Source organism: Rhodococcus sp. USK13 (assembly GCF_018343855.1).
In the GTDB taxonomy this organism is placed as follows: domain Bacteria; phylum Actinomycetota; class Actinomycetes; order Mycobacteriales; family Mycobacteriaceae; genus Rhodococcus_F; species Rhodococcus_F oxybenzonivorans.
In genome coordinates this window covers 2921770-2942834 of sequence record NZ_CP069242.1, presented here as the reverse complement: position 1 = coordinate 2942834, position 21065 = coordinate 2921770, and the positions used below count along the sequence as shown (strand labels likewise).

The 21065-nt window shown below is 66.4% G+C and carries 20 protein-coding genes and 1 tRNA gene; 9 read left to right on the top strand and 12 right to left on the bottom strand.

Annotation, left to right across the window (positions count from 1 at the left end; all coding sequences use genetic code 11):
• Positions 1–60: 60 nt before the first annotated feature.
• Complete coding sequence (locus tag JQT59_RS16160) at positions 61–1083, top strand: SGNH/GDSL hydrolase family protein (RefSeq protein ID WP_213576952.1); 1023 nt, start codon at positions 61–63, stop codon at positions 1081–1083.
• 108 nt (positions 1084–1191) lie between these two features.
• Positions 1192–2409: an acetyl-CoA C-acetyltransferase gene (locus JQT59_RS16155; protein ID WP_109332250.1), complete on the top strand. Its 1218-nt coding sequence runs from the start codon at positions 1192–1194 to the stop codon at positions 2407–2409.
• Between the two features lie 66 nt (positions 2410–2475).
• Here the strand turns inward: JQT59_RS16155 and JQT59_RS16150 are convergent, their stop codons facing one another.
• From JQT59_RS16150 to JQT59_RS16140, 3 genes are all read right to left on the bottom strand, one after another.
• On the bottom strand, positions 2476–3330 hold the full coding sequence (locus JQT59_RS16150; protein ID WP_213576951.1) for a Bax inhibitor-1/YccA family protein: 855 nt from the start codon (positions 3328–3330) through the stop codon (positions 2476–2478).
• Positions 3331–3495: 165 nt separating this feature from the next.
• A complete protein-coding gene (locus JQT59_RS16145) occupies positions 3496–4623 on the bottom strand; it encodes a class I SAM-dependent methyltransferase (RefSeq protein WP_213576950.1) in 1128 nt (375 codons plus the stop codon).
• A gap of 1 nt (position 4624) precedes the next feature.
• Entirely contained in the window at positions 4625–5332 is a 708-nt protein-coding gene (locus JQT59_RS16140; RefSeq protein ID WP_213576949.1) for a nitroreductase, read from the bottom strand.
• Positions 5333–5431: 99 nt separating this feature from the next.
• Between JQT59_RS16140 and JQT59_RS16135 the strand changes: the two genes are divergently transcribed.
• From JQT59_RS16135 to JQT59_RS16125, 3 genes are all read left to right on the top strand, one after another.
• Entirely contained in the window at positions 5432–8929 is a 3498-nt protein-coding gene (locus JQT59_RS16135; protein WP_283254089.1) for a serine/threonine-protein kinase, read from the top strand.
• 46 nt (positions 8930–8975) lie between these two features.
• The gene (locus tag JQT59_RS16130) at positions 8976–9416 is read left to right on the top strand and encodes a Fur family transcriptional regulator (protein ID WP_213576947.1); all 441 of its coding nucleotides are present in this window, start codon (positions 8976–8978) and stop codon (positions 9414–9416) included.
• Positions 9417–9532: 116 nt separating this feature from the next.
• The gene (locus tag JQT59_RS16125) at positions 9533–10402 is read left to right on the top strand and encodes a class II glutamine amidotransferase (protein ID WP_213576946.1); all 870 of its coding nucleotides are present in this window, start codon (positions 9533–9535) and stop codon (positions 10400–10402) included.
• 11 nt (positions 10403–10413) lie between these two features.
• On the opposite strand, the gene JQT59_RS16120 is transcribed toward JQT59_RS16125, so the two are convergent.
• Together JQT59_RS16120 and JQT59_RS16115 are read right to left on the bottom strand one after the other, a co-directional pair.
• Positions 10414–10719, bottom strand: coding sequence for a hypothetical protein (locus JQT59_RS16120; RefSeq protein WP_109332254.1), 306 nt, complete (start codon positions 10717–10719; stop codon positions 10414–10416).
• A 134-nt stretch (positions 10720–10853) separates the two neighbouring features.
• Positions 10854–11648 carry an Rv1352/Rv1906c domain-containing protein gene (locus JQT59_RS16115; RefSeq protein ID WP_213576945.1) on the bottom strand — a complete coding sequence of 265 codons (795 nt, stop codon included), beginning with the start codon at positions 11646–11648 and terminating at the stop codon, positions 10854–10856.
• Positions 11649–11801: 153 nt separating this feature from the next.
• Between JQT59_RS16115 and JQT59_RS16110 the strand changes: the two genes are divergently transcribed.
• The 3 genes from JQT59_RS16110 to JQT59_RS16100 all read left to right on the top strand — a co-directional run bounded on the left by JQT59_RS16110 (position 11802) and on the right by JQT59_RS16100 (position 14266).
• Complete coding sequence (locus JQT59_RS16110; protein ID WP_213576944.1) at positions 11802–12239, top strand: hypothetical protein; 438 nt, start codon at positions 11802–11804, stop codon at positions 12237–12239.
• Between the two features lie 123 nt (positions 12240–12362).
• The gene (locus JQT59_RS16105; RefSeq protein WP_213576943.1) at positions 12363–12734 is read left to right on the top strand and encodes a hypothetical protein; all 372 of its coding nucleotides are present in this window, start codon (positions 12363–12365) and stop codon (positions 12732–12734) included.
• A 245-nt stretch (positions 12735–12979) separates the two neighbouring features.
• A complete protein-coding gene (locus JQT59_RS16100; RefSeq protein ID WP_213576942.1) occupies positions 12980–14266 on the top strand; it encodes a competence/damage-inducible protein A in 1287 nt (428 codons plus the stop codon).
• A 119-nt stretch (positions 14267–14385) separates the two neighbouring features.
• On the opposite strand, the gene JQT59_RS16095 is transcribed toward JQT59_RS16100, so the two are convergent.
• The 6 genes from JQT59_RS16095 to JQT59_RS16070 all read right to left on the bottom strand — a co-directional run bounded on the left by JQT59_RS16095 (position 14386) and on the right by JQT59_RS16070 (position 19005).
• Positions 14386–14462 (bottom strand) — tRNA-Leu (locus JQT59_RS16095).
• 49 nt (positions 14463–14511) lie between these two features.
• Entirely contained in the window at positions 14512–15456 is a 945-nt protein-coding gene (locus JQT59_RS16090; protein ID WP_213576941.1) for a Ppx/GppA phosphatase family protein, read from the bottom strand.
• On the bottom strand, positions 15453–16007 hold the full coding sequence (locus tag JQT59_RS16085) for a DUF501 domain-containing protein (RefSeq protein ID WP_213576940.1): 555 nt from the start codon (positions 16005–16007) through the stop codon (positions 15453–15455). Before JQT59_RS16085 ends, JQT59_RS16090 begins: the two co-directional genes overlap by 4 nt.
• Positions 16004–16729 (bottom strand): FtsB family cell division protein, encoded by a 726-nt coding sequence (locus tag JQT59_RS16080; RefSeq protein ID WP_213576939.1) that lies wholly within the window; start codon positions 16727–16729, stop codon positions 16004–16006. Before JQT59_RS16080 ends, JQT59_RS16085 begins: the two co-directional genes overlap by 4 nt.
• Positions 16730–16762: 33 nt before the next feature.
• Positions 16763–18049 (bottom strand): phosphopyruvate hydratase, encoded by a 1287-nt coding sequence (gene eno / locus JQT59_RS16075; RefSeq protein WP_159925184.1) that lies wholly within the window; start codon positions 18047–18049, stop codon positions 16763–16765.
• Positions 18050–18234: 185 nt separating this feature from the next.
• On the bottom strand, positions 18235–19005 hold the full coding sequence (locus JQT59_RS16070; RefSeq protein ID WP_109335274.1) for a lytic transglycosylase domain-containing protein: 771 nt from the start codon (positions 19003–19005) through the stop codon (positions 18235–18237).
• Between the two features lie 198 nt (positions 19006–19203).
• Here JQT59_RS16070 and JQT59_RS16065 point away from each other — a divergent pair, with 198 nt between their 5' ends.
• Entirely contained in the window at positions 19204–20178 is a 975-nt protein-coding gene (locus JQT59_RS16065; protein WP_213576938.1) for a hypothetical protein, read from the top strand.
• 17 nt (positions 20179–20195) lie between these two features.
• On the opposite strand, the gene JQT59_RS16060 is transcribed toward JQT59_RS16065, so the two are convergent.
• Entirely contained in the window at positions 20196–21062 is an 867-nt protein-coding gene (locus tag JQT59_RS16060; RefSeq protein ID WP_213576937.1) for a nucleoside triphosphate pyrophosphohydrolase, read from the bottom strand.
• Positions 21063–21065: the final 3 nt, after the last annotated feature.

Sequence of the window (21065 nt, the reverse complement as noted above, 5' to 3'; positions counted from 1 at the left end):
TACAGACGCAGTCCGCCGGAACCCGTGAGAAACACACCAGGTAGCGGAAAGGTGAGTGCAGTGCCGAAGAGCACCTGGCAGGCCGGAGTGAAGGCCGGCGCCACGGCGGTAGTAGCGGGATCGAGCGCAGGAACACTGTCATGGGTTGCGTACTCGTACCTCATGTCGCAGGCGACGGCGGCGAGAGGCGTCATCGGACGCAATGTCGCGAAACCGCCGGAGGCCGACGGCGTGTACGCCCCTGGCAGCGCGGACGTGGAACGCTGGCGTCGCGGCACACCGTTCGACCTGCACCTGATGATCTTCGGCGACTCGACCGCTGCCGGCGTGGGGTGCCTGACGGCGGAGGAAGTGCCCGGCGTGCAGATCGCCCGCCGCCTCGCCGACGAGACGGGTAAGCGGGTTCGGCTGAGCACCAAGGCAATCGGCGGTGCCACCTCGCGGGGACTCAGCGGCCAGGTTGACGCGATGTTCGTGGCGGGGCCGCCGCCGGACGCCGCCGTCATTCTCGTCGGAGCCAACGACGTCACAGCGAAGAACTCGATTCGCGCCTCGGCCCGCAGGCTGGGTGAGGCCGTCGCCCGATTGAGGGAGCACGACTGCGCCGTTGTCGTCGGGACGTGCCCCGACCTGGGAGTCGTCACAGCCATACCGCAGCCCCTGCGCACCGTCGTCCGCACGTGGGGCCTGCGTCTGGCGAGGGCGCAGGCGGTCGCGGTCACCGCGGCGGGGGGACATCCGGTTGCGCTGGCCGATTTGCTGGCGCGCGAATTCCTGGCTGCCCCCGACCGAATGTTCTCGGCCGACCACTTCCATCCTTCTGCTGCGGGATACGAACTGGCGGCAATGCAGATCGTGCCCGTCCTCGCCACGGCACTGGGCATGTGGCACGGCGGCCCTCTCCCGGACCTGCCCGAGGTCTCGGAAGCAGCCGAGGCACGCAAGTTCTCGACGCGAACACTCGCCTCGCTCAATCGCTTTCTGTGGCGACGTGCCGCGCGACGCCGTACGACGGGTCGCCTCGACGACCTTCTCGGAATCGAGGAGGCGTCGGCGTCGCGAGTCCGGAAGGCCGCCCAGTGAGACGGAGATATCCGCGCACGGACGCGACGACGTAGGTTGTCTGAACAGCCATGAAATCGGTGGCCTGCAACACAGTGCAGACCTCCGCAGCCGACAAAGGAGTTATTGATGCCCGAGGCAGTAATCGTCTCTGCAGTACGTTCACCGATCGGTCGGGCCATGAAGGGCTCACTGAAGTCGATCCGCCCGGATGATCTGACGACGCAGATGGTTGCCGCGGCGCTCGCGAAGGTCCCCGAACTCGATCCCACCGAGATCGACGACCTGCTCCTCGGGTGCGGACAGCCCGCCGGACAGTCCGGGTTCAACATCGCCCGCGTCGTCGCCGTGCAGTTGGGCTACGACTTCCTGCCCGGTGTGACCGTCAACCGGTACTGTTCCTCCTCGCTGCAGACCACCCGCATGGCGCTGCACGCGATCAAGGCCGGCGAGGGCGATGTCTTCATCTCGGGCGGTGTCGAGTCGGTGTCCAGCTTCGTCACCGGCAACGCCGACGGCCTGCCCAACACCAAGAACCCCAAGTTCGCCGACGCCGAGGCCCGGACCGGCAAGCTCGCCGAGGGCGGCGTCGCCTGGACCGACCCGCGTGAGGACGACCTGCTGCCCGACGTCTACATCGCGATGGGCCAGACCGCCGAGAACGTGGCATCCGCCACCGGCATCAGCCGTGAGGAGCAGGACCGCTGGGGTGTCCGCTCGCAGAACCGTGCGGAGGAGGCCATCAAGAACGGGTTCTTCGAGCGGGAGATCACCCCGGTCACCCTCCCCGACGGCACCGTCGTCAGCACCGACGACGGCCCGCGCGCCGGCACCACCTACGAGGCCGTCAGTCAGCTCAAGCCGGTGTTCCGGCCGGACGGCACCGTCACCGCCGGCAATGCCTGCCCGCTCAACGACGGCGCCGCCGCGCTGGTCATCATGTCCGACACGAAGGCCAAGGCCCTCGGATTGACTCCGCTGGCCCGCATCGTATCGACCGGTGTATCGGGTCTGTCGCCCGAGATCATGGGTCTCGGCCCGATCGAGGCCGTCAAGAAGGCGCTCGCACTGGCCGGGAAGAGTGTCTCGGACATCGACCTGTTCGAGATCAACGAGGCCTTCGCAGTCCAGGTCCTCGGTTCGGCCCGCGAGCTGAAGATCGACGAGGACAAGCTGAACATCTCCGGTGGCGCCATCGCCCTGGGCCACCCGTTCGGCATGACCGGTGCCCGCATCACCAACACCCTGCTCAACAACCTGCGTGAACAGGACAAGACGTTCGGCGTCGAGACCATGTGCGTCGGCGGCGGGCAGGGCATGGCCATGGTCCTCGAACGCCTGAGCTGAGGCGGCTCCGCCCGTGAGTGGTTGACGAGTGCAGAGACTCGTTAACCACTCACGGGCGCGAAGCGCCTAGTCGTTGTTGAAGTAACTCAGCAGGCGCAGGATCTCGACGTACAGCCACACCAGGGTGACCGTGAGCCCGAAGGCAACTCCCCAGGCGGCCTTCTCCGGCGCCTGAGCGCGGATCAGCTGGTCAGCGGCGTCGAAGTCCAGCAGGAAGCTGAAGGCGGCGATCCCGATGCAGAGGAGGCTGAAGATGATGGCCATCGTGCCGCCGTCACGCAGTCCGAGACCGCCGTCGACGAAGAAGCTGGCGATCACGTTGCCCAGAGCGAGGACGACGACACCGATGAGAGCGCCGATGATCATTCGCGTCAGGCGGGGCGTGACTCGGATCGCACCCGTCTTGTAGACGACGAGCATGCCGAAGAACACACCGAACGTACCGAGGACTGCCTGGCCGATCAGCGCGGAGCCACCGACTCCACCGAACGTGATGTCGGTGAACATGAACGACAGCGCACCGAGGAACAGACCTTCCGCGACGGCGTAGGCGAGCACGATCGCCGGGTTGTCCATCTTGCGGCCGAAGGTGGCGATCAGCACGAGGACGAGACCGACCAGGCCGCCACCGATGACGAACGGAACAGCCAGGTCCGCATCGTTGCTGACCAGAAAGTAGGAGATGATCGCCGTCACCGAGAGCACACCGAGTGTGATTCCGGTCTTCGTGACGACGTCGTCGATGGTCATCGAACGGTAGTCGGGGCCCGTGCGGTAGGGCTCGGCCTGGGTGTACTGAGGCTGACCGAACTGCTGCGTGACCTGCGCGGCGCCGGCCGTCGTAGATCCGAACGAGGCGTATCCGCCGTTGCCCTCTTGTTTGGGCAGGTTACGGAACACCGGGTTACTGGTGGTGCGCACCGTGCACATCCCTTCTCGTGGCTCGCCGGGTGGATCCGGGTTCTCTCATATGACGAACGTCCGGCACCCCACCGCGAGTTCCCGTTCTTCGCTTCGGGTCGGACAATTCGGACTCTACCGGTGCCGCAGTGGCAGCCGCCAGACGAGTGCCCGGCGGCGCGGCGATCAGGCGATCGACCGGGTCACGGTGAATTTCGCGTTGCGGCCGACCACGTCGGTGCGCCCGACCAGCCGTTGCAGCCGGCCTCGATAACCGAGATGAGAGTTGTACACGGTCCACATTTCGCCGTCGGAACGGAGTACCCGCCCCGCTTCGGCGAACATCTTCAGGGCGACACCGGTGTGTACGGCCGCGCCGACGTGGAACGGCGGATTACAGAGGATGACGTCGCAGCTTCCGGTAGGCAGTGTCGACATCACATCGTCGCGCAGTGTGCTCACCCGGTCGGCGACTCCGTTGGCACGGGCCGTGGCCGAGGCGGATGCGACTGCGGCTGCCGACTGGTCGGTGGCGATGACCGAGATGCCGGGCCGCAGCCGAGCGAGGCTGACAGCCAGGATGCCGGTGCCGCAGCCGAGGTCGACGGCGGTCTGCGCGGCGGGGTTCACGCGCGGGAGGAAGTCGAGGAGGCACCGGGTCCCGATGTCCAAGGTGGAACCGGCGAACGCGGCTCCGTAGGAGACGACGTCGAGGCCGAGCTCGTCGATATGTTCGGTGACCGGGAAACTCGACCGAGCGGACGCCACCGGACCGCTCGCGATCAGCACCCGCGACTTCTGCCGCCCGAGCGTTGCCCGCACGGACGCGAACGTGCGGAGGAGCACCTCGTTCATCCCGGTGGAAATGTGCTTGTTCCGGCCGCCGGCGAAAACCACCACACCGGGGTCGGCGTGGCGCGCGATCGCCTCGGCGATCTCGGCGAGTTCGCTCAGGCTCCGCGGCAATTGCAGCAGGACCACGCGCGCACCCTCGAGTAGGTCCTGTCCGAGGGTGCACTGCCGATAGCACGACGTCATACCTGCCGCCTCGGCATTGCGGGCAAGCGCCTGCTCCCCCGTCAGCGGATCCTGGAACACCCGGATGCCGGTGGAGTCGTGCGTCACCGCGGCGCCGAGTGTGAGCGCACCGTAGTGGTCCCCGATCACGGCGACGGTTCCCGTGGGCGCGCCCGAAAGAGCGGTCGCGGCCTCGTCGAGGATCAGACGGTCTGCGGCGTCGACGGCCACCAGGTTCGGTGCCTCGACATCGGGTCGGCGCCGCAACAGAGCGAACAGTAAATCACGGTCGAGCACGTTACTGCGACACCCACTCGACCACGTTGTCGACGCTTTCGCGGTGGGTACGGAATTGGTTGACCGGGTTCTCGGTGTCGGCGTAGCCGAAGGAGACACCGCAGACGACTTTGCGCTCCTCCGACAGCGAGAAGAAGTCGCGGATATAGGGCGAACTTCCCGCGAGTGCCGCCTGGGGAATGGTGGCGACCCCGAGGCTCTGTGCCGCAAGGAGAAAGCTGTCGACGTACAGGCCGCAGTCGACGGCGCCGTACGTTCCGAGAGCTTCGTGGGTGGTGACGATCGCGACGTGCGGTGCCCCGAAGAGGTCGAAATTCTTCATGGTCTGTTCGGCCGAGGCCGCCCTGTCCCCAGGCGCTATCCCCACACTCGAATACAGCTGCATGGCACATTCCCGGCGACGCAGCTTGTGCTCACCCCGGTACTCGCGGGGAAAGTCGAAGTCCGATTCTTGTGGATGGCTGCGCACGTACTCTGCGAGTCCCGTACGAAACCGTTCGGTTCCTTCGCCCTCCGTGATCGCCACCTGCCAAGGCTGCGTGTTGCACCACGACGGCGTCTGCTGCGCCAACTCGAGGATCCGCTCGATCACCTGACGCGGCACCTGACGGGGCAGAAAGGCCCGGCAACTGATCCGCTCGTCGAGAAGCGTCGCGAAAATGCCTGCGGCCGGGTTCGTGTCGGGTGCCGCAATTCCGGTGTCGGTCACGTAGAAACTCCTCAGGTTCGCTCGCTCTCGAACACGCTCTCGGGAATGTGCGACCGCGATATGCTGGCGTCAGTGCACCGAGAAGGTGATGTCATGAGTGTGCCACGAGGCCCGGAAGGAGAAGCCGGGCCGACCGACTCGGATCCGCGAACAACTGCGCGGGTCGCCGTCACCGACATCGTCGCAGAACTGTCGGCAGAAGGGTTCGACGATGCACGGGAGATCGGCCGGGGCGGGTTCGGGGTCGTCTACCGCTGCCTCCAGAGCGCCCTCGATCGCACAGTGGCCATCAAGGTCCTCTCGTCCGATCTGAGAGACGAGGATCGCGCGCGGTTCCTGCGCGAGCAGCGCGCGATGGGCAAGCTGTCCGGGCATCCCCACGTCGTCGACATCCTGCAATCCGGGGTCACCCCGAGCGGCAGGCCGTACATCGTGATGCCGTACCACCCGCGCGATTCACTCGAGGCCTGGGTACGCCACGAAGGACCCCTGCCCTGGGCGGAGGTGCTTCGGGTCGGGATCAAGTTGGCGGGGGCGCTCGAGACGGCGCATCGCGCGGGGACGCTGCACCGGGACGTCAAGCCGGCCAACATCCTGCTCACCGGCTACGGCGAACCCCAACTCACCGACTTCGGCATCGCCCGCGTGGCGGGCGGATTCGAAACCACGTCGAGCATGATCACCGGTTCGCCCGCGTACACCGCGCCCGAGGTGCTCCGGGGTGAGCCCCCTTCCGTGGCGTCGGACGTGTACAGCCTCGGCGCCGCACTGTTCTGTCTCCTCACGGGACATGCTGCGTTCGAGCGCCGCAGCGGCGAGAGGCTCGTCGCGCAGTTCCTGCGGATCGCCACCCAACCTGTTCCGGATCTTCGGGGGGAAGACGTCCCGGACGACGTGTGCTCCGCGATCGAACATGCCATGGCCGACGATCCGTCCGATCGTCCCGCAGGCGCAGCGGATTTCGGCCGAGAATTACAGGAGGCGCAACGCAGGCACAATCTCGGCGTCGACGAGATGGCACTGCCCTCCACGGTCGGCGAATTCCCGCGTGTGGAACAGTCGGCAACCCCGACCACTCAGTCGGCCGTGTCCGGACGCGGACACAGTTATCGCCGGCGCTCGGGCGCCACACCCCCCAGCGCCGCGGCTCGCTTCCGTCCGCCGACGCCGATGCGGTTGCTGGTTCCGCGGACCCGGCCGCTCGAAATGCTTCGACGAGGTCACCGCCGTCGTCTGGCGTTGATCCACGCGCCCGCCGGGTTCGGGAAGAGCACGGTCGCCGCGCAGTGGCGTGACGAACTCGTCCGCGAGGGCGCCGTCGTCGCCTGGCTGACTGTGGACAACGACGACAACAACGTCGTGTGGTTCCTGTCCCACCTCGTCGAGGCGATCCGCCGGGCCGATCCGTCGCTCGCCGACGAACTGGGGCAGGCACTCGAGGAGAACGGCGAGGATGCCGAGCGGTACGTGCTGACTTCGCTCGTCGACCAGGTCCACGAAGGCCGGCGACATGTGGTGGTGATCATCGACGACTGGCACCGGGTGTCCGACCCGAAAACGATCGCGGCCATGGATTTTGTCCTCGAGAATGGTTGCCACCACCTTCAGATCGTGGTGACGAGCCGCACCCAGGTGGGCCTTCCGCTGGCGAAGCTCCGCGTCCGGGACGAACTCGTGGAAATCGACAGCCGGGCGTTACGTTTCGATCTCGGTGAGTCACAGCGATTCCTCGTCGACATCGGCGGACTCGAACTCGCCGACGCCGACGTCGAGGCGCTCGAAGAGACGACGGACGGATGGGTCGCGGCACTGCAACTGGTCTCCCTGTCGCTGCGGGGCCGATCCGATCCCGGCGACCTCATCCGGCACATGTCGGGGCGGCATCACGCCATCGGTGAGTACCTGGCCGAAAACGTCCTGAGCACCCTCGAACCCGCGCTACTCGACTTCATGCTCGCGACGTCGATCACCGAGCGTGTCTGTGGCGACCTCGCGTCGGTGCTGGCGAATGTGCCGCGGGGGCAGGCTCTGCTCGAACAGGTCGAGTCACGGGACCTGTTCCTGAGGAGCCTCGACGACGACCGGGAGTGGTTCGAATACCATCACCTGTTTGCCGAGTATCTTCGCCGGCGCCTCGAACGTGATCAGCCCGAAAGAGTTTCGGCATTGCACCGCGCCGCCGCGCAATGGTTCGCCGACCACCACTACGTGAGCGATGCCGTCAATCACGCCCTGGCGACGGACGACCTCGACACGGCGGTGACCGTCGTCGAAACGCAGGGAATGCGCCTGGTCGAACACTCCCGGATGGTGGCCTTGCTGGGTTTGGTGGAGAAGCTGCCACCCACTGTCGTGGAGTCCAGCCCTCGCATCCAGATCGCCGTCGCGTGGGCAAGCATCCTGCTCCAGCGGGCGCCGGAAACCCTGCGCGCGCTCTCCCTCGTTGCTGCCGCCCTCGAGCATTCCCCGCTGAGCGAGTCCGAGCGCGTGGACATCCGGTTGGAGGGCGACGTCATCAGGGCCGTCATCGAGGTGTCGGCGGATCGCGTCGCCAAGGTCCCCGAGCTCATCGCCGAGGTGTTCGCACGGCCGGACGCCCTGCGCTCGTGGATCGTATCCGTCGCCGCCAATCTGGCGTCCGCCGTCGCCATCGCCAGATTCGAGTACGGGGAGGCCCGTCGCCTGCAGCAGTGGGCAATCCCCTACCACCGGCAAACCGTCGGCGCGTTCAACCAGATGTACGGCTACAGCTTTGCGGGCCTCGCCGCCATGGAGCAACTCGACATCGCTGCCGCCGAAGAAGATTTCCGGCTGGCCGTGCAGGTGGCGACGAAAGCGAGCGGTGAGCACTCGCACGCCGCACGACTCGCCGGGACGTTGCTCGGCGAATTGCTGTACGAGCAGGGTCATCTCGACGAGGCCGAGCGGCTGCTGGACGAAAGCTACGAGCTCGGCCGGGAGGGTGGGCTGGTCGACTTCATGATCGCCCGCTTCGTGACATCAGCCCGGTTGAAGGCCGGGCGCGGGGATTTCGCTTCGGCGGCCCGGCACCTGGACGAAGGAGCCACGGTGGCCACTACGCTGGGGCTTCCTCGACTCCTGGCCAGGGTTCAGAACGAGCGGGCTCGTCTCGGACTTCCACCGTCTCCGCCAGAGTCGCAACCGCCTGCGACGCCCATGCGCCCACCCGATTTCGGTTATGCCGAGATAGTCGCGCAGCTCGACGATGCGACCGCGATCCGCGGGCAAATGACGGATCAGCCCGGTATCGCATGCGAACGCGCCGAAGCATGGGTGCGCCGAGTCGAAGCGCAGAACAGGCCGAGGGCGACTTTGCAGGCCAAGCGCCTTCTGGTGGCGTGCCTGGTTGCGGCAGACCGCGTCGACGAAGCCAAGCCGATTCTGGCCGAGGTGGTCTCGACCTGCGCTCGAATCGGGTTCGTGCGCTACGTCGTCGACGGGGGTCCCCGAATGATTCCTCCGCTTGCCGCCCTGCTGGCTGACAAGCAGGGCGGACGCTGGCCAGCCGACTGGCCGGAGGTTTCCGCCGACTTCCTCGCCGCCGCGTTGGCAGGCCACACACCTCTGGAAAATTAGCGTTCAGTTTATTGACTACGTCAAGAAACGGTGATGCAGTGTGATCGTGGACACACACACCCGGCTGGCCGGCCTGCTCCGCGGTGCTTCGCTGCGAGTCACGGCGCCCCGGGTAGCGGTCCTCACCGAGGTCCATCGGCAACCGCACTCGGACGCCGACACCATCGCGACCGGTGTGCGCAACCAGCTCGGCTCGGTGTCGACCCAGGCTGTATACGACGTTTTGCGAGCCCTCACCGAAGCCGGGCTGATCCGTCGTATCGAACCGCCCGGATCCCCGGCTCGCTACGAGACCAGAGTCGGTGACAACCACCACCACGTCGTGTGCCGAAAGTGCGGTTCGATACGCGACATCGACTGTTCCGTAGGCGAAGCACCCTGCCTGACACCCGATTCCACCCACGGTTTCGTCATCGACGAAGCCGAGGTTCTCTATTGGGGCACCTGCCCCGACTGCCACGCGCACGCGTCGGCCACCAGCGGGTAACGAATTCGGGGAAGCAAGCAGCGCCGATCCAGCGCGGTACCGGCCTTTCGCCACGACGGCACCGCCGGACGACCTATCGTGGAACGGTTGATGCTGCCTGCCGAGAGGTTGCTCGTATGTGCCGGTTGTTCGGGTTGTCCGCTGCTCCACATCGTGTCCGTGCGTCGTTCTGGTTGCTCGATGCGCCGGACAGCCTGACGCAGCAGAGTCACCGGGAACCGGACGGCACCGGGCTGGGGACGTTCGCCGAAGACGGCACTCCGGTGGTGGAGAAACAGCCGCTGGCCGCCTACGAGGACACCGAGTTCGCACAGGAAGTGAAGCATCGGTATTCGAGTACGTTCGTCGCGCACATACGATTCGCCACCACGGGCGAACTGTTACCGGCGAACACACACCCGTTCACGCTGCGCGGCCGGATCTTCGCGCACAACGGCGTGATCGGGAACTTGGCGGCTCTCGACACCGAATTGGGCTCCGACCTGGACCTCGTCGAGGGTGACACCGATTCGGAGCGCTTCTTCGCCCTCGTGACCCGGCACATCGACCGGAACGGTGGCGACGTCACGGCCGGGATCAGCACAGCGGCGCAGTGGGTGGCGGACAATCTGCCCGTCTACGCCCTCAACCTGGTGCTCACCACCCCGGAGGAACTGTGGGCGCTGCGGTTTCCGGACACGCACGACCTCCTGGTTCTCGAGCGGCGACCCGGCGGCCCGAGCGGAAGCAGGCATCTGCAACACACCAGCAGCTCAGGCCGAGTCCGGGCCCGGTCCGAGCACCTCGCTCAGCATCCCGCGGTGATCGTCGCGAGCGAACAGATGGACGAGGACCCGGGTTGGAGCCCGCTACGGCCGGGCGAGCTGCTGCACGTCGACCGGAACCTCACAGTCAGCCGCGAGGTGGTCCTCGACCGACCACCCCGCGACCTCATTCATCTCGACGACCTCGACAGCCGGGCAGCTGCCGCGCAGCACGAAAACTAGCGAGCAAGCACCTACTGTGCGGAGAGACCCGGCTGGGTGTCGATCCGGCTGGGTCCGCCGTTGAAGGTGCCCGCCTTTCCGAAGGACCATTCGCCATCCTTGCCACAGACCAACACCCCGTTGCGGTCACCCGGGTTCGCGTAACCGATAACGGTGGTGTTGCCGTTGGCGTCGTCCTGCACGATGGGGCACCCCTTTCCGGGGCCATTGTTGGGGTCGACGGGGACGGCATTCGCCGTGGTTGCCGCACCCAGAGCGCCGAGGATCGGCAGGGCTGCGAAGGCGAGAGCGGCAATGGTTCGGCGGGTGTTGATCATTCGGTCTCCAGAAGATGTCGGGTAGGTGTCTTGCTGACAGGTACTACTGTGCCGATTGCCGCGCACTGTTTTAAGCACCCCCAGGGGTGGGATCCGCTCACCTACCGCGCTTGCCGCACACGCCTTCAGCGCACCTACTCGGCCCAGTACTCCAGCATCGGTTCGCTTGCGAGTTGGTTCGACCCCTCGGTGATGACGAGAGCCTCCGGAGACAGCGAATACTGCACACCCGCATTGGTGACCGCGAAACCGGTGTTGGTGCGCACGGGATCGTCGATCTCGACGGATGCCCCGTCACTCAGTCGCACACCCTTGTAGTAGAGCCGGCCCACGCCGGTCTCACAAATGACGACAAGCGACTGTGTGGTGCGGCCGAGCGCCACCGCCGGGTTCGACGAGTTGCAGCGCGCACCCGACACCCCCACGAATCCCTGACCGTCCGTCCCCGACGACTGTGGCGGCGGCGCACCGGTTCCGGCCGGATTCGCGCTCGGAGTGAGGCGCACATTCTGAACGGTGACCGCCACGTCACCGGGAAGAATCGTCAGGTAGCCGTCGCCCTGCACGATGCCATTGGCGAGGATGCACTCGAAGTCGCCTGTCAGGCACGACAACCGTTCCCAGTACCCGTGCGAAGCAGTCGGACTGACGACGTACTCGCCGGGCTGAATGTCGGCACCGACCTTGAAGGTCCCATTGTCGGGTAGCGATTTCGGCGTCGGCGGGAGGGCCGCAGTCGGGGGCGGCTGCACCGGGGCGGGCTGCACCGGGGCGGCGACGGAGGAGCTCGGAGGTGGCACCGCGGTTGTGGCCGCGGGAATCGCGCGGGGATCGTTTTGACCACTGCAGCCGACGAGACAGAGCAACAGGACAGGCACCACGATCGACAGCGTCTTCACCAGGTCACCCTCAGCAGTATCGGGTCCCACGCACGAACGGCGCAGCTACTCGATTGGTCGGTCGACGTCCGCGGAACGTTACGTGCCGTCGTTCGTACATCCAGCGAAGCCGAACTCGAGATGACATACTCCCGGTGGTTCTCGTCTCGTCCCGGTCACCGAGTTCTCCGGAAGGACACACCGATGAACGTTCCTCTTGCCGCCCGATCCGTAGGAATCGCCGCCGCCGTCACCGCGCTGGGCCTTTTTGCGGCACCGACCGCGTCCGCGGAACCCGACGACGTCACCGTCGACATCGTGGGAGAAGACAATGCGGTGGTGATGGGAGTGCGGTACGACGCCCCCGGGGCCGTCGTCTGCATCATGGCCGTCGTACCGGAAGACGGCACCGTTGCTGTGGCGACCGTCGGCCCCACCATCGTGATGGACGGAGACGACGTCGACCTGAAGGCCGCCGTCGAGCCCGGCGACTACACGGTGCAGTGGAGTTGCTCGAGCGTGCCGGCGTTCGAGCAGTGGGGTACCACTCCCCCGATGACCACCGGCACCGCGACGCCCGTCGCCGTCACCGTGACCGGAACGCCGGGGTCCGGCGGCTCCGGGAACCCGTTCGGAAGCTGACATGCGATCAACAAACCGCTGGTGAGCGGGCTGAGCCAGATATTTCCCGGGCGGGGCGTAACGAAATAGGTGTGAACGCGGATTCTCTCTATGGAATCCCGCAACGGACAGGAACCCACCGCCATGTCGACCGTCACACATATCGATACCGCCCGCGCCCGCCGCTCCCGCAAGGTTCTCTTCATCGGGAACCCCACCGGATACAACGAGGTGTCGCAGTGGGCGATGGTCAAGCAGTCGCTGGTGGCGGACGGATTCGAGCCGGTCCGGACCATCGACGGCCCCATCCTCTGCGCGATCGTCACCGATGACGTACTCGACGCCGCCGGCTCACCGCACGACGCACGGACCATCGAGCACGCCCGCGAGCAGGGTGTGGAGTGCATCAGCGTGACCGACACCACCCGAATCTGGCAGGCCACCGCCCGCGTCCGCGCCCGCATCGCCCAGAACGCCCCCGCGGCACGGGTCAGCCCACACCACCAAGGGGCCTGACGGTCCACCGAGAGACCTGGCCGTCTACTGTGCCCCCAGTCGTACTCGAACCGACACTGTGCTGTTCAAGTCCCCGGAAGTGGATCCGCGTGAACTCCAGTGGACTCGATATCTGTTTATTCGCAATGTATTTCGTACATGCTCGTCCGTGCCGATCCATCTCCGTTCGTACCGACTTCTGACACCTCGCGCAACAAACTGTGCGGCCGTCCGCGGCGATTGTCGGTCGCAAGTATGGTCGAGAAATGACTGTGCGAGCGGGTGTGGTGGTCACGGGTACAGAAGTCCTGGCCGGTCGAGTCACCGACAAGAACGGCCCGTGGGTGGCCCAGCGACTACTCGAAATGGGAGTGGATGTCGCACACATCATGGTCTGCGGTGACCGGCCCGATGACCTGACCGCACAACTACAATTTCTCGCGGATCAGCACGTCGACTTGATCGTCACGACCGGGGGATTGGGTCCGACCGCCGACGATCTCACCGTGGCGACCGTTGCCGCTCTGTACGGCCGCGAATTACACCTCGACGAGAACCTCGAGCAACGGATCCACGCAATCGTGCAGCGATGGCGAAGCCGATTGAGTGCTGCAACCGACTCCGAGCCACTACGGGCAGGTATCCGCAAGCAGGCAATGGTTCCGCAGGGCGCGCATTCCATTCCTCCGACCGGAACCGCCCCCGGTGTCGCGATACCTGCCAACGACTCCAAGAAACTGCCCGCTGTCCTGATACTGCCCGGCCCGCCTCGTGAACTGCAGACGATGTGGCCGGAGGCACTCGATAGCGCGCCGATCGTCGAGGTCTTGACCCGGCGCGCGCAGATCCGTCAAAACACCATCCGCGCGTACGGTCTGTCCGAACCCGACCTCGCCGCGACACTGCGGACCGCAGAGCGCCAGATCACGGGATTCGACGATCTCGAGATCACCACCTGCCTGCGGCTCGGAGAGCTCGAAATGGTGACCCGCTACGCAGAGTCGGCGGCAACCGCATACACGGAACTCGCAGGTCTTATCGACGAACATCACGGCTCACAGGTCTTCTCGATTGACGGGTCCACCATCGACGACATCGTGGCGAACCGGTTGGTCGGCCATCAAATCGCCACGGCAGAATCGTGCACGGGTGGCATGATCGCCGCCCGTCTCACCGATCGCGCAGGCTCGTCGGCCTACGTGATCGGCGCGGTGGTGTCCTACGCGAACGAGGTCAAGTCGGAGCTTCTGGACGTTTCCGCCGAGATCATCGAAGAACACGGCGCCGTGAGCGAGCGGGTGGCGGCCATGATGGCTGAAGGCGTGCTGAGCAGACTGGGCGTCGACATCGCGGTATCTACCAGTGGCATCGCAGGACCAGGGGGTGGCACCGACCTCAAACCGGTCGGCACTGTCTGCTTCGCGATCGCCTCCACGGAGCGACCGACCGTCACCCGTACACTCCGGCTCCCCGGCGACCGCGCAAGCGTACGTGCGCTTTCCACCACCGCGGCCATGCACATGCTCGCCGACGCATTGGGGCCTGCCCAATAATCGAAATCGCTCACGCGAGGTGATCAAACAGTAGTCATTTGAGATGTGGCATTCCGTGACACCGAAGTCGGTGTTCGAACAGCTCCATACACAACGTATACCTCTGACCAGCGCTTACATGGTGCCCCCAGTCGGACTCGAACCGACACTGTGCGGATTTTAAGTCCGCTGCCTCTGCCAATTGGGCTATAGGGGCTGCTGTCACCGAGGTGGTGCCTCGGCGACGTTGCGCAGATCAGATTAGCTCAGCCGATGGACATTGCGATTCCGTCGAGGATGTCGTGCTCGCTGACCACGAGTTCGTCGATGCCGGCTTTGCGTTCCAGCGCCTCGGCGAGTGCGAGGGTGACGATCGCGCCGCCGCCGATGACGTCGACCCGGCCTGGGTGCATCGGCCCGAGTGCGGTCCGCTCGTCGTGTGTCATGGCGATCAGCGACTCGCAGACTTCACGCAGCCGGGATAGCGGGACGCGGGAGAGGTGGACCTGCTCGGCGTCGTACTCGGGCAGTTTCTTCGCCAGCGCGGCGATGGTGGTCATCGTCCCGGCGACGCCCACCCAGGTCCGGGCCTGCTCGACGGGCACACGGGCGAATGCTTCGTCGAGGCGCTCCTTCGCGAAGCTACGTGCCGCGTCGACCTGCTCGGCGGTGGGCGGGTCGTTGTGCAGACACCTCTCGGTGATCCGCACACAGCCGATGTCGGTGGAGAACGCCGCGTGGACGCCGGACTCGTCACCGAGCACCACCTCGGTGGAACCGCCCCCGAGATCGACCACCACGAAGGGACCTTGCGCCGGGTCGAGCTCGCCCACAGCACCGTTGAACGACAACCGCGCTTCCTCGTCCCCGGTGATCACCTCGGCTCCGGCGCCCGCTATCACCGACCCCAGCACGTCTTTGGTCATCGAGAAGAAGTCTTCTCGATTGGATGCGTCCCTGGTGGCGGATGTGGCGACCATTCGGACGGCTGTCGCGCCGGCGTCGCTGATCAGCCTTGCGTACTCACTGAGTGCGAGTCGCGTGCGCTCGATGGCCTCGGGTGCGAGTCGACCGGTGGCGTCGACACCCTGCCCGAGCCGGACGACGCGCATCTCGCGGCACACATCGTGCAGTGCGCCGTCGGTGTCGATGTCGGCGATGAGTAGACGAATCGAATTGGTTCCGCAGTCGACGGCCGCTACCCGCGTCACTGTTCTGCACTATCGAGGTCGTCAATACCTGGCCAGTCCGCGGGAATGGCCGTGCCTCTCAGCTTTCCACCGGCCGCCGACGCGGCGAGGGCGACCGATTCGTCGCCGAGCGGATTGACCCCCGGACCCTTCGCGAGCGAATGGGCCATCAGCACATGCAGGCACTTGACGCGGTCGGGCATACCACCGCCGGTGAAGTCGGTTCCCAGCGATTCGATCGCGTCACGCTCCGCCAGATACGACTCGTGCGCCCGCCGATAGGCGGCCGCCAGCTCGGGATCGGAAGCGAGGCGCTCCGTCATCTCACGCATCACGCCAGCCGACTCCTGTCGGCTCGCCTCCGCGGTCAGCCGCGGATCGGTGAGGTAGTACAGCGTCGGGAACGGGGTGCCGTCGGGAAGCTTCGGCGCCGTCTTCACGACACCGGGGCGGCCGTCGGGGCTGCGGTATGCGATGTCGAGCACTCCACGCGGTTCGCGCCCGAGCTGGGCGGCAACGGCGTCGAGGTCTTCCTGCGACACGGGGTGGGACGGGTCGGACGAAGTGGTCACCCGGTGGGTTCTCCTGGTTCTAGCGGTGCGGGCGGCGGGGGCACGGGAGCCGGGGCCGGCGTGGGCTGTACCTCGGGTGCTACCGGAGGTTCTGACACTGTTTTCCACAGGTCGGAGTACCAGGGGCCCGCCATCTCGGCGTCCTTCTCTTCCCGTTTCTCCGGTTCCTTGTAGTCGCCGGGAAGCTGCACCTGGTACGGCGTGTCCCCGGGCCGGACCCAGCGGAGCCGGCCACGTGCCTGCGCCTCGATGTAGGCGGGGTCGGAATAGCGTTCCTCGAGAACACGCAGTTCGGCGAGCTCCTCCTCGAGCTGAACCTGTTCTGCCGCAACCCGGTCGGCCTCACCTCGCTGGGTGAGGTATGTCCGCAGCGGAACCGCGAGGGTAAGCGCGAGAAGGAGCACTACGACGACGAGGATCAGGGCGCGGCCGGTCGACAATCCGAGAATCGTGTGTTCGGAGCGGGGGATTCGGGCTGCTTCGCCGGTGGCGCCGATCCGGCGGGGACGGGCACGACCGGGCAGCACTTTCCCGGTGTCGGCACCGTCGGGAGCTGCAGGCTTGCCTTCTACGGAACCCGGCGGAGTCGACTTGGTGGTGCGGGGTCGCCGTGCACCACCGGGGACCCCGTCGGTCCGGGTTTGCCGCGACCGTTCACCACGCCCGGCGGCCCGGCCGCCCGGACTTGCTCCGGACGACCGCGGCCTACCGCGTTGTGCCACTACCCAGATACCCCTTTACTCGACAGCCGAGAATCAGCCCTCGTAGGCGAACCGCGGGAAAGCGACCTCGCCGGCGTAACGCGCGGCGTCGCCCAAGTTCTCCTCGATGCGCAAGAGCTGGTTGTACTTGGCGACGCGCTCGCTGCGGGCGGGGGCGCCGGTCTTGATCTGACCGCTGCCGACGGCGACGGCGAGGTCGGCGATGGTGGTGTCCTCGGTCTCACCGGACCGGTGGCTCATCATCGTCTTGTAGCCGTTGCGGTGCGCGAGGTCGACGGCGTCGAGCGTTTCAGTGAGCGTGCCGATCTGGTTCACCTTCACCAACAGCGCGTTGGCGGCACCCTTGACGATGCCCTCTTCGAGCCGCTCGGGGTTGGTGACGAACAGGTCGTCGCCGACGAGCTGAACCTTGTTACCGATCTGATCGGTCAGGGCGACCCAGCCGTCCCAGTCGTCCTCGCTCAGCGGATCCTCGATCGAGACGAGCGGGTACGCGTCGATCAGCTCCGCGTAGAAGTCCGCCATCTCCGCCGCGGTGCGGTTACTGCCCTCGAACTTGTAGCCGGCGCCCTCGGTGTAGAACTCGGTGGCGGCGACGTCGAGCGCGAGTGCCACATCGGTGCCCAGGACCAGGCCGGTCTTGCCGATCGCGACGCTGATCAGATCGAGCGCCTCCTTGGTACCTGCGACGTCGGGGGCGAAGCCACCTTCGTCACCGAGACCGGTGGCCAGACCCTTCTCCTTCAGCACCGCCTTGAGCGCGTGGTAGACCTCGGCGCCCCAGCGCAGCGACTCCTTGAAGGTGGCGGCACCGATCGGCGCGACCATGAATTCCTGGACATCGACGCCCGTGTCGGCGTGTGCGCCGCCGTTGAGAATGTTCATCATCGGGACGGGCAGCACGTGGGCGTTGGGGCCGCCGACATAGCGGAAGAGGTCGAGACCCGACGAGTCGGCAGCCGCGCGGGCCACGGCCAGCGAGGCACCGAGGAGCGCGTTGGCGCCGAGGCGGGACTTGTCCGGGGTGCCGTCGGCGTCGAGCAGGGCCTGATCGACGGTGCGCTGCTCGGTGGCATCGATCCCGATGATGGCCGGGGCGATCTCGCTGAGGACCGCCTCGACGGCCTTCTCGACACCCTTGCCGTTGTAGCGGTCGCCGCCGTCGCGCAGCTCGACGGCCTCGTGCTCACCGGTGGATGCACCCGACGGGACCGCGGCGCGAGCGAAACTTCCGTCGTCGAGCAGCACCTCGACCTCCACCGTGGGATTGCCACGGGAATCGAGGATTTCACGGGCTCCGACCTGCTCAATGATGGACACTTACAGACTCTCCTTCTATGGGCTTCGCACTGTGCACCGACGGTCCGATGGTGCCAGGACACCAGATCGTGCCAGCACACAGCGTAACGGCACAGCGTAGGGGGCGCGGGATGGCGCGCCTCGGTCACCGTGATCCGCCGGCGTGCCGCTCGAATTTCCACCTGATGGACCGGCCGGTAACGAGGTTACGGACGGACTCCCACCGAGTACGCCGACGCCCGGTCACGCACGAGGGTGAGGTACTCGCCGGACAGGTTGTACGCCATCAGCGCCGACTGCCACCCTTCCGGTTCGGTGAGGTCACCGCCGCGGGCGCACAGGTAGCGGGCTGCCGTCAGGGCCGCGTCGTCGATGTTGTCGGCATCGGCCACACCGTCACCGTTGGCGTCGACGCCCCATCTCTTCCACGTTTCCGGAATGAACTGGAGCGGACCCATAGCCCGGTCGTGCACGGGGTCGCCATCCCATTCGCCACGGTCGGTGTCGGGAATCTCCGCCACACCTGGGCCTCCGTCGAGGGGAATACCGCGGATCTCCGGGGTCACCTGCCCGGTCGGAGCGACGGAGGAACCCCGATGGGTGCCGTGCCTGCTCTCCACGCTCGCAATTCCGGCGAGAGTGGTCCACCCGATCCCGCATTCAGGAGCGGTGGCGGCAAGAACGGCCGCGGCGTAGCCGTAGGCCTCGAGTGCGGTTGTGCCGATACCCACGGCGTCCGTCAACTCTGCCGACCAACCGCGCAGCTGGTCGGCACTACGTCCCGGTGCCTCGATGTCGATCGGCGGAGTGGGCGCACCCGGACCGGGCGGGATGCCCTCCGGTATCGCGACACGCGGCTCCTGCTCACGCGAGCAGGCACCGTAGGCAACCGTCACGACCACCAGCGCCGCGAGAAAGGCGATCAGGGTGCGGGGCCATCGAGAACGACGCTTCGGCGCAGCGGGATAACGGGTCACCATTCCATCATCCACATGGCGAAGCGGCAGTCCGCGAATTCCGCGCGTGCTGGGAGAGCAGAATCCGCGCCGCTTGTGTACGCGTCGCACCACTCCGCGCGGGCGCGACGCGCACACTGGGTCCGCGGATGTCGGGAGTTATCCACAACCAACGACCCGCACCTTCCGACCTCCCCTGAATACGGGCACTCTGACTGCATGGATTCGGAACCGGCGGGACTCGTCCGACGCTGCACTGCACTCGATCACGGCTATACCGACGGTGAGCTCAACCGATCCCGCAGGCGCGGTGACCTACTCACCGTGCGCCGAGGCGCGTACCTGCGCCGCGACGACGACGCCCGACTCGACACCGTCGGTCGACATCGCGTTCTCGCGCACGCCACAGCGTTGGCATCGCATTCCGACGCCGCGGTGAGTCATGTGTCTGCCCTCGCACTCCACGGAATCGACTTGTGGAACGTTCCCCTCGCACTGGTTCACATGACCGCCAACCGCGCGCAGGGTGGCAAGAAGAGTCGCCGACGCCACCTGCACGCCACGCCGTTCTTGCCCGACGAGGTCATCATGATCGACGGCATACTCGTCACGACGGTGCCGCGTTCCCTCGTCGATTTCGCTCGCACCGTTCCGTTCGAGCAAGCAGTCGTGGCAGGTGATCATGCACTGCGCCTCGGCCTGACGGACCACGACGAACTCGCCGACGCCGTCGGCCGCGCACACCATCGCGCCGGCGCAAAGCGTGCCGAGCGGGCAGTCGCGTTCATGAACGGCCTCAGCGACAGCGTCGGTGAATCACGCAGCCGCGTGCTCTTTCATCGCGAAGAGCTGCCGGCACCCGAACTGCAACAGGTGGTGGCGGGCCTCGACGGCCGTCCGGTCGGCCGGGTGGACTTCTTGTGGCGGGAGTACGGAGTCGTAGGTGAATTCGATGGGATGGAGAAGTACTCGCTGCACCCGACACGCTCGGAGTCGGAGTCGGTGCGGCTGGAGAAGCTTCGCGAGGACGACCTCCGGGCGACCGGGGTCGCCGTCGCCCGCTGGACGTGGAAACACCTCGACGACCCTGCGACCGTTGTGGCCCGGGTCCACCGGGCCTGCGAACTCGGCTGCCGATCCGCGCCGCTGTCGTTCGCGTCGCAGACCCTCTCGCCGGTGCGGCGCAGGCGCTAGGTCCGCGGATCCGGGAATCAGGCCGGCCAGTGGGCGGCCCAGTCCCCCGGCTGGAGTACCTGGGTGCCCTCGGCGCGGGCAGCTTTTTCGGCGGCGCGGATGCGCGCGATGAACTCGTCCGTCACCGCGCGCAGCGTCGTCTCCGCGTCCGCCTGGGCGTGGAGAGCGGCCTCGAGCTCGGCGGGTATCAACTCCGTCGGCAACCCCGCCTTCGCTGCTTTGGCCATCACTTTTGCCGCAAGGGACGCGGCGGGCTGGCTGAGCGCGATGCCGTCGAGGCATGATTCACGGGCTTTTTCGGCCGCCTTCCGGATCTCCCATGCACGTTCCTGCTCCGCGATGTCGACGGGGCCGACGACGTCTTCGCTGAGATGGGGACTGCGGTGGACGAGTTTGGCTACGAGAGTGGCTGCCACGTCGTCGACGTCGAAGTTCCCCGACGCCGACGCGATCCGCGCATGGAACAGCACCTGCAGCAGTAGGTCGCCCAGTTCTTCGCGCAGCTCACCGCTATCGGAAGACTCGATTGCGTCGAGCACCTCGTAGGTCTCCTCCACGAGATAGTGCGCGAGGCTGCGATGGGTTTGCGTCACTTCCCAGCCTCCGTAACCCCACAGCCGGTCCATCACCTCGGCGGCCTCGACCAGGTTGTCTCCCAAGAGTTTCGGCGCCGAGATGACGCGGTCTCCCCCTGCCACGCGGGCGCAGACGGCGGGGTGCTCGCGATCGGTGGTGACCAAGACATCCGACTTCGGCACGACAGTCAGGAACTGCCGGACGCCGTCGGGGACCTCGTCGGTGACCTGCACGCCGTCGCCGATCACCCCGAGGGCTTCCATCGGGATCGTTGTCGGCCGAAGGGGGTCGAGCAGGATCACCGTCATAGG

Coding starts and splice junctions, on each gene's coding strand:
- JQT59_RS16155 (WP_109332250.1), top strand. CDS start 1,192: ATGCCCGAGGCAGTAATCGTCTCTGCAGTACGTTCACCGATCGGTCGG.
- JQT59_RS16125 (WP_213576946.1), top strand. CDS start 9,533: ATGTGCCGGTTGTTCGGGTTGTCCGCTGCTCCACATCGTGTCCGTGCG.
- JQT59_RS16120 (WP_109332254.1), bottom strand. CDS start 10,719: ATGATCAACACCCGCCGAACCATTGCCGCTCTCGCCTTCGCAGCCCTG.
- JQT59_RS16110 (WP_213576944.1), top strand. CDS start 11,802: ATGAACGTTCCTCTTGCCGCCCGATCCGTAGGAATCGCCGCCGCCGTC.
- JQT59_RS16105 (WP_213576943.1), top strand. CDS start 12,363: ATGTCGACCGTCACACATATCGATACCGCCCGCGCCCGCCGCTCCCGC.
- JQT59_RS16100 (WP_213576942.1), top strand. CDS start 12,980: ATGACTGTGCGAGCGGGTGTGGTGGTCACGGGTACAGAAGTCCTGGCC.
- JQT59_RS16065 (WP_213576938.1), top strand. CDS start 19,204: ATGGATTCGGAACCGGCGGGACTCGTCCGACGCTGCACTGCACTCGAT.
- JQT59_RS16060 (WP_213576937.1), bottom strand. CDS start 21,062: ATGACGGTGATCCTGCTCGACCCCCTTCGGCCGACAACGATCCCGATG.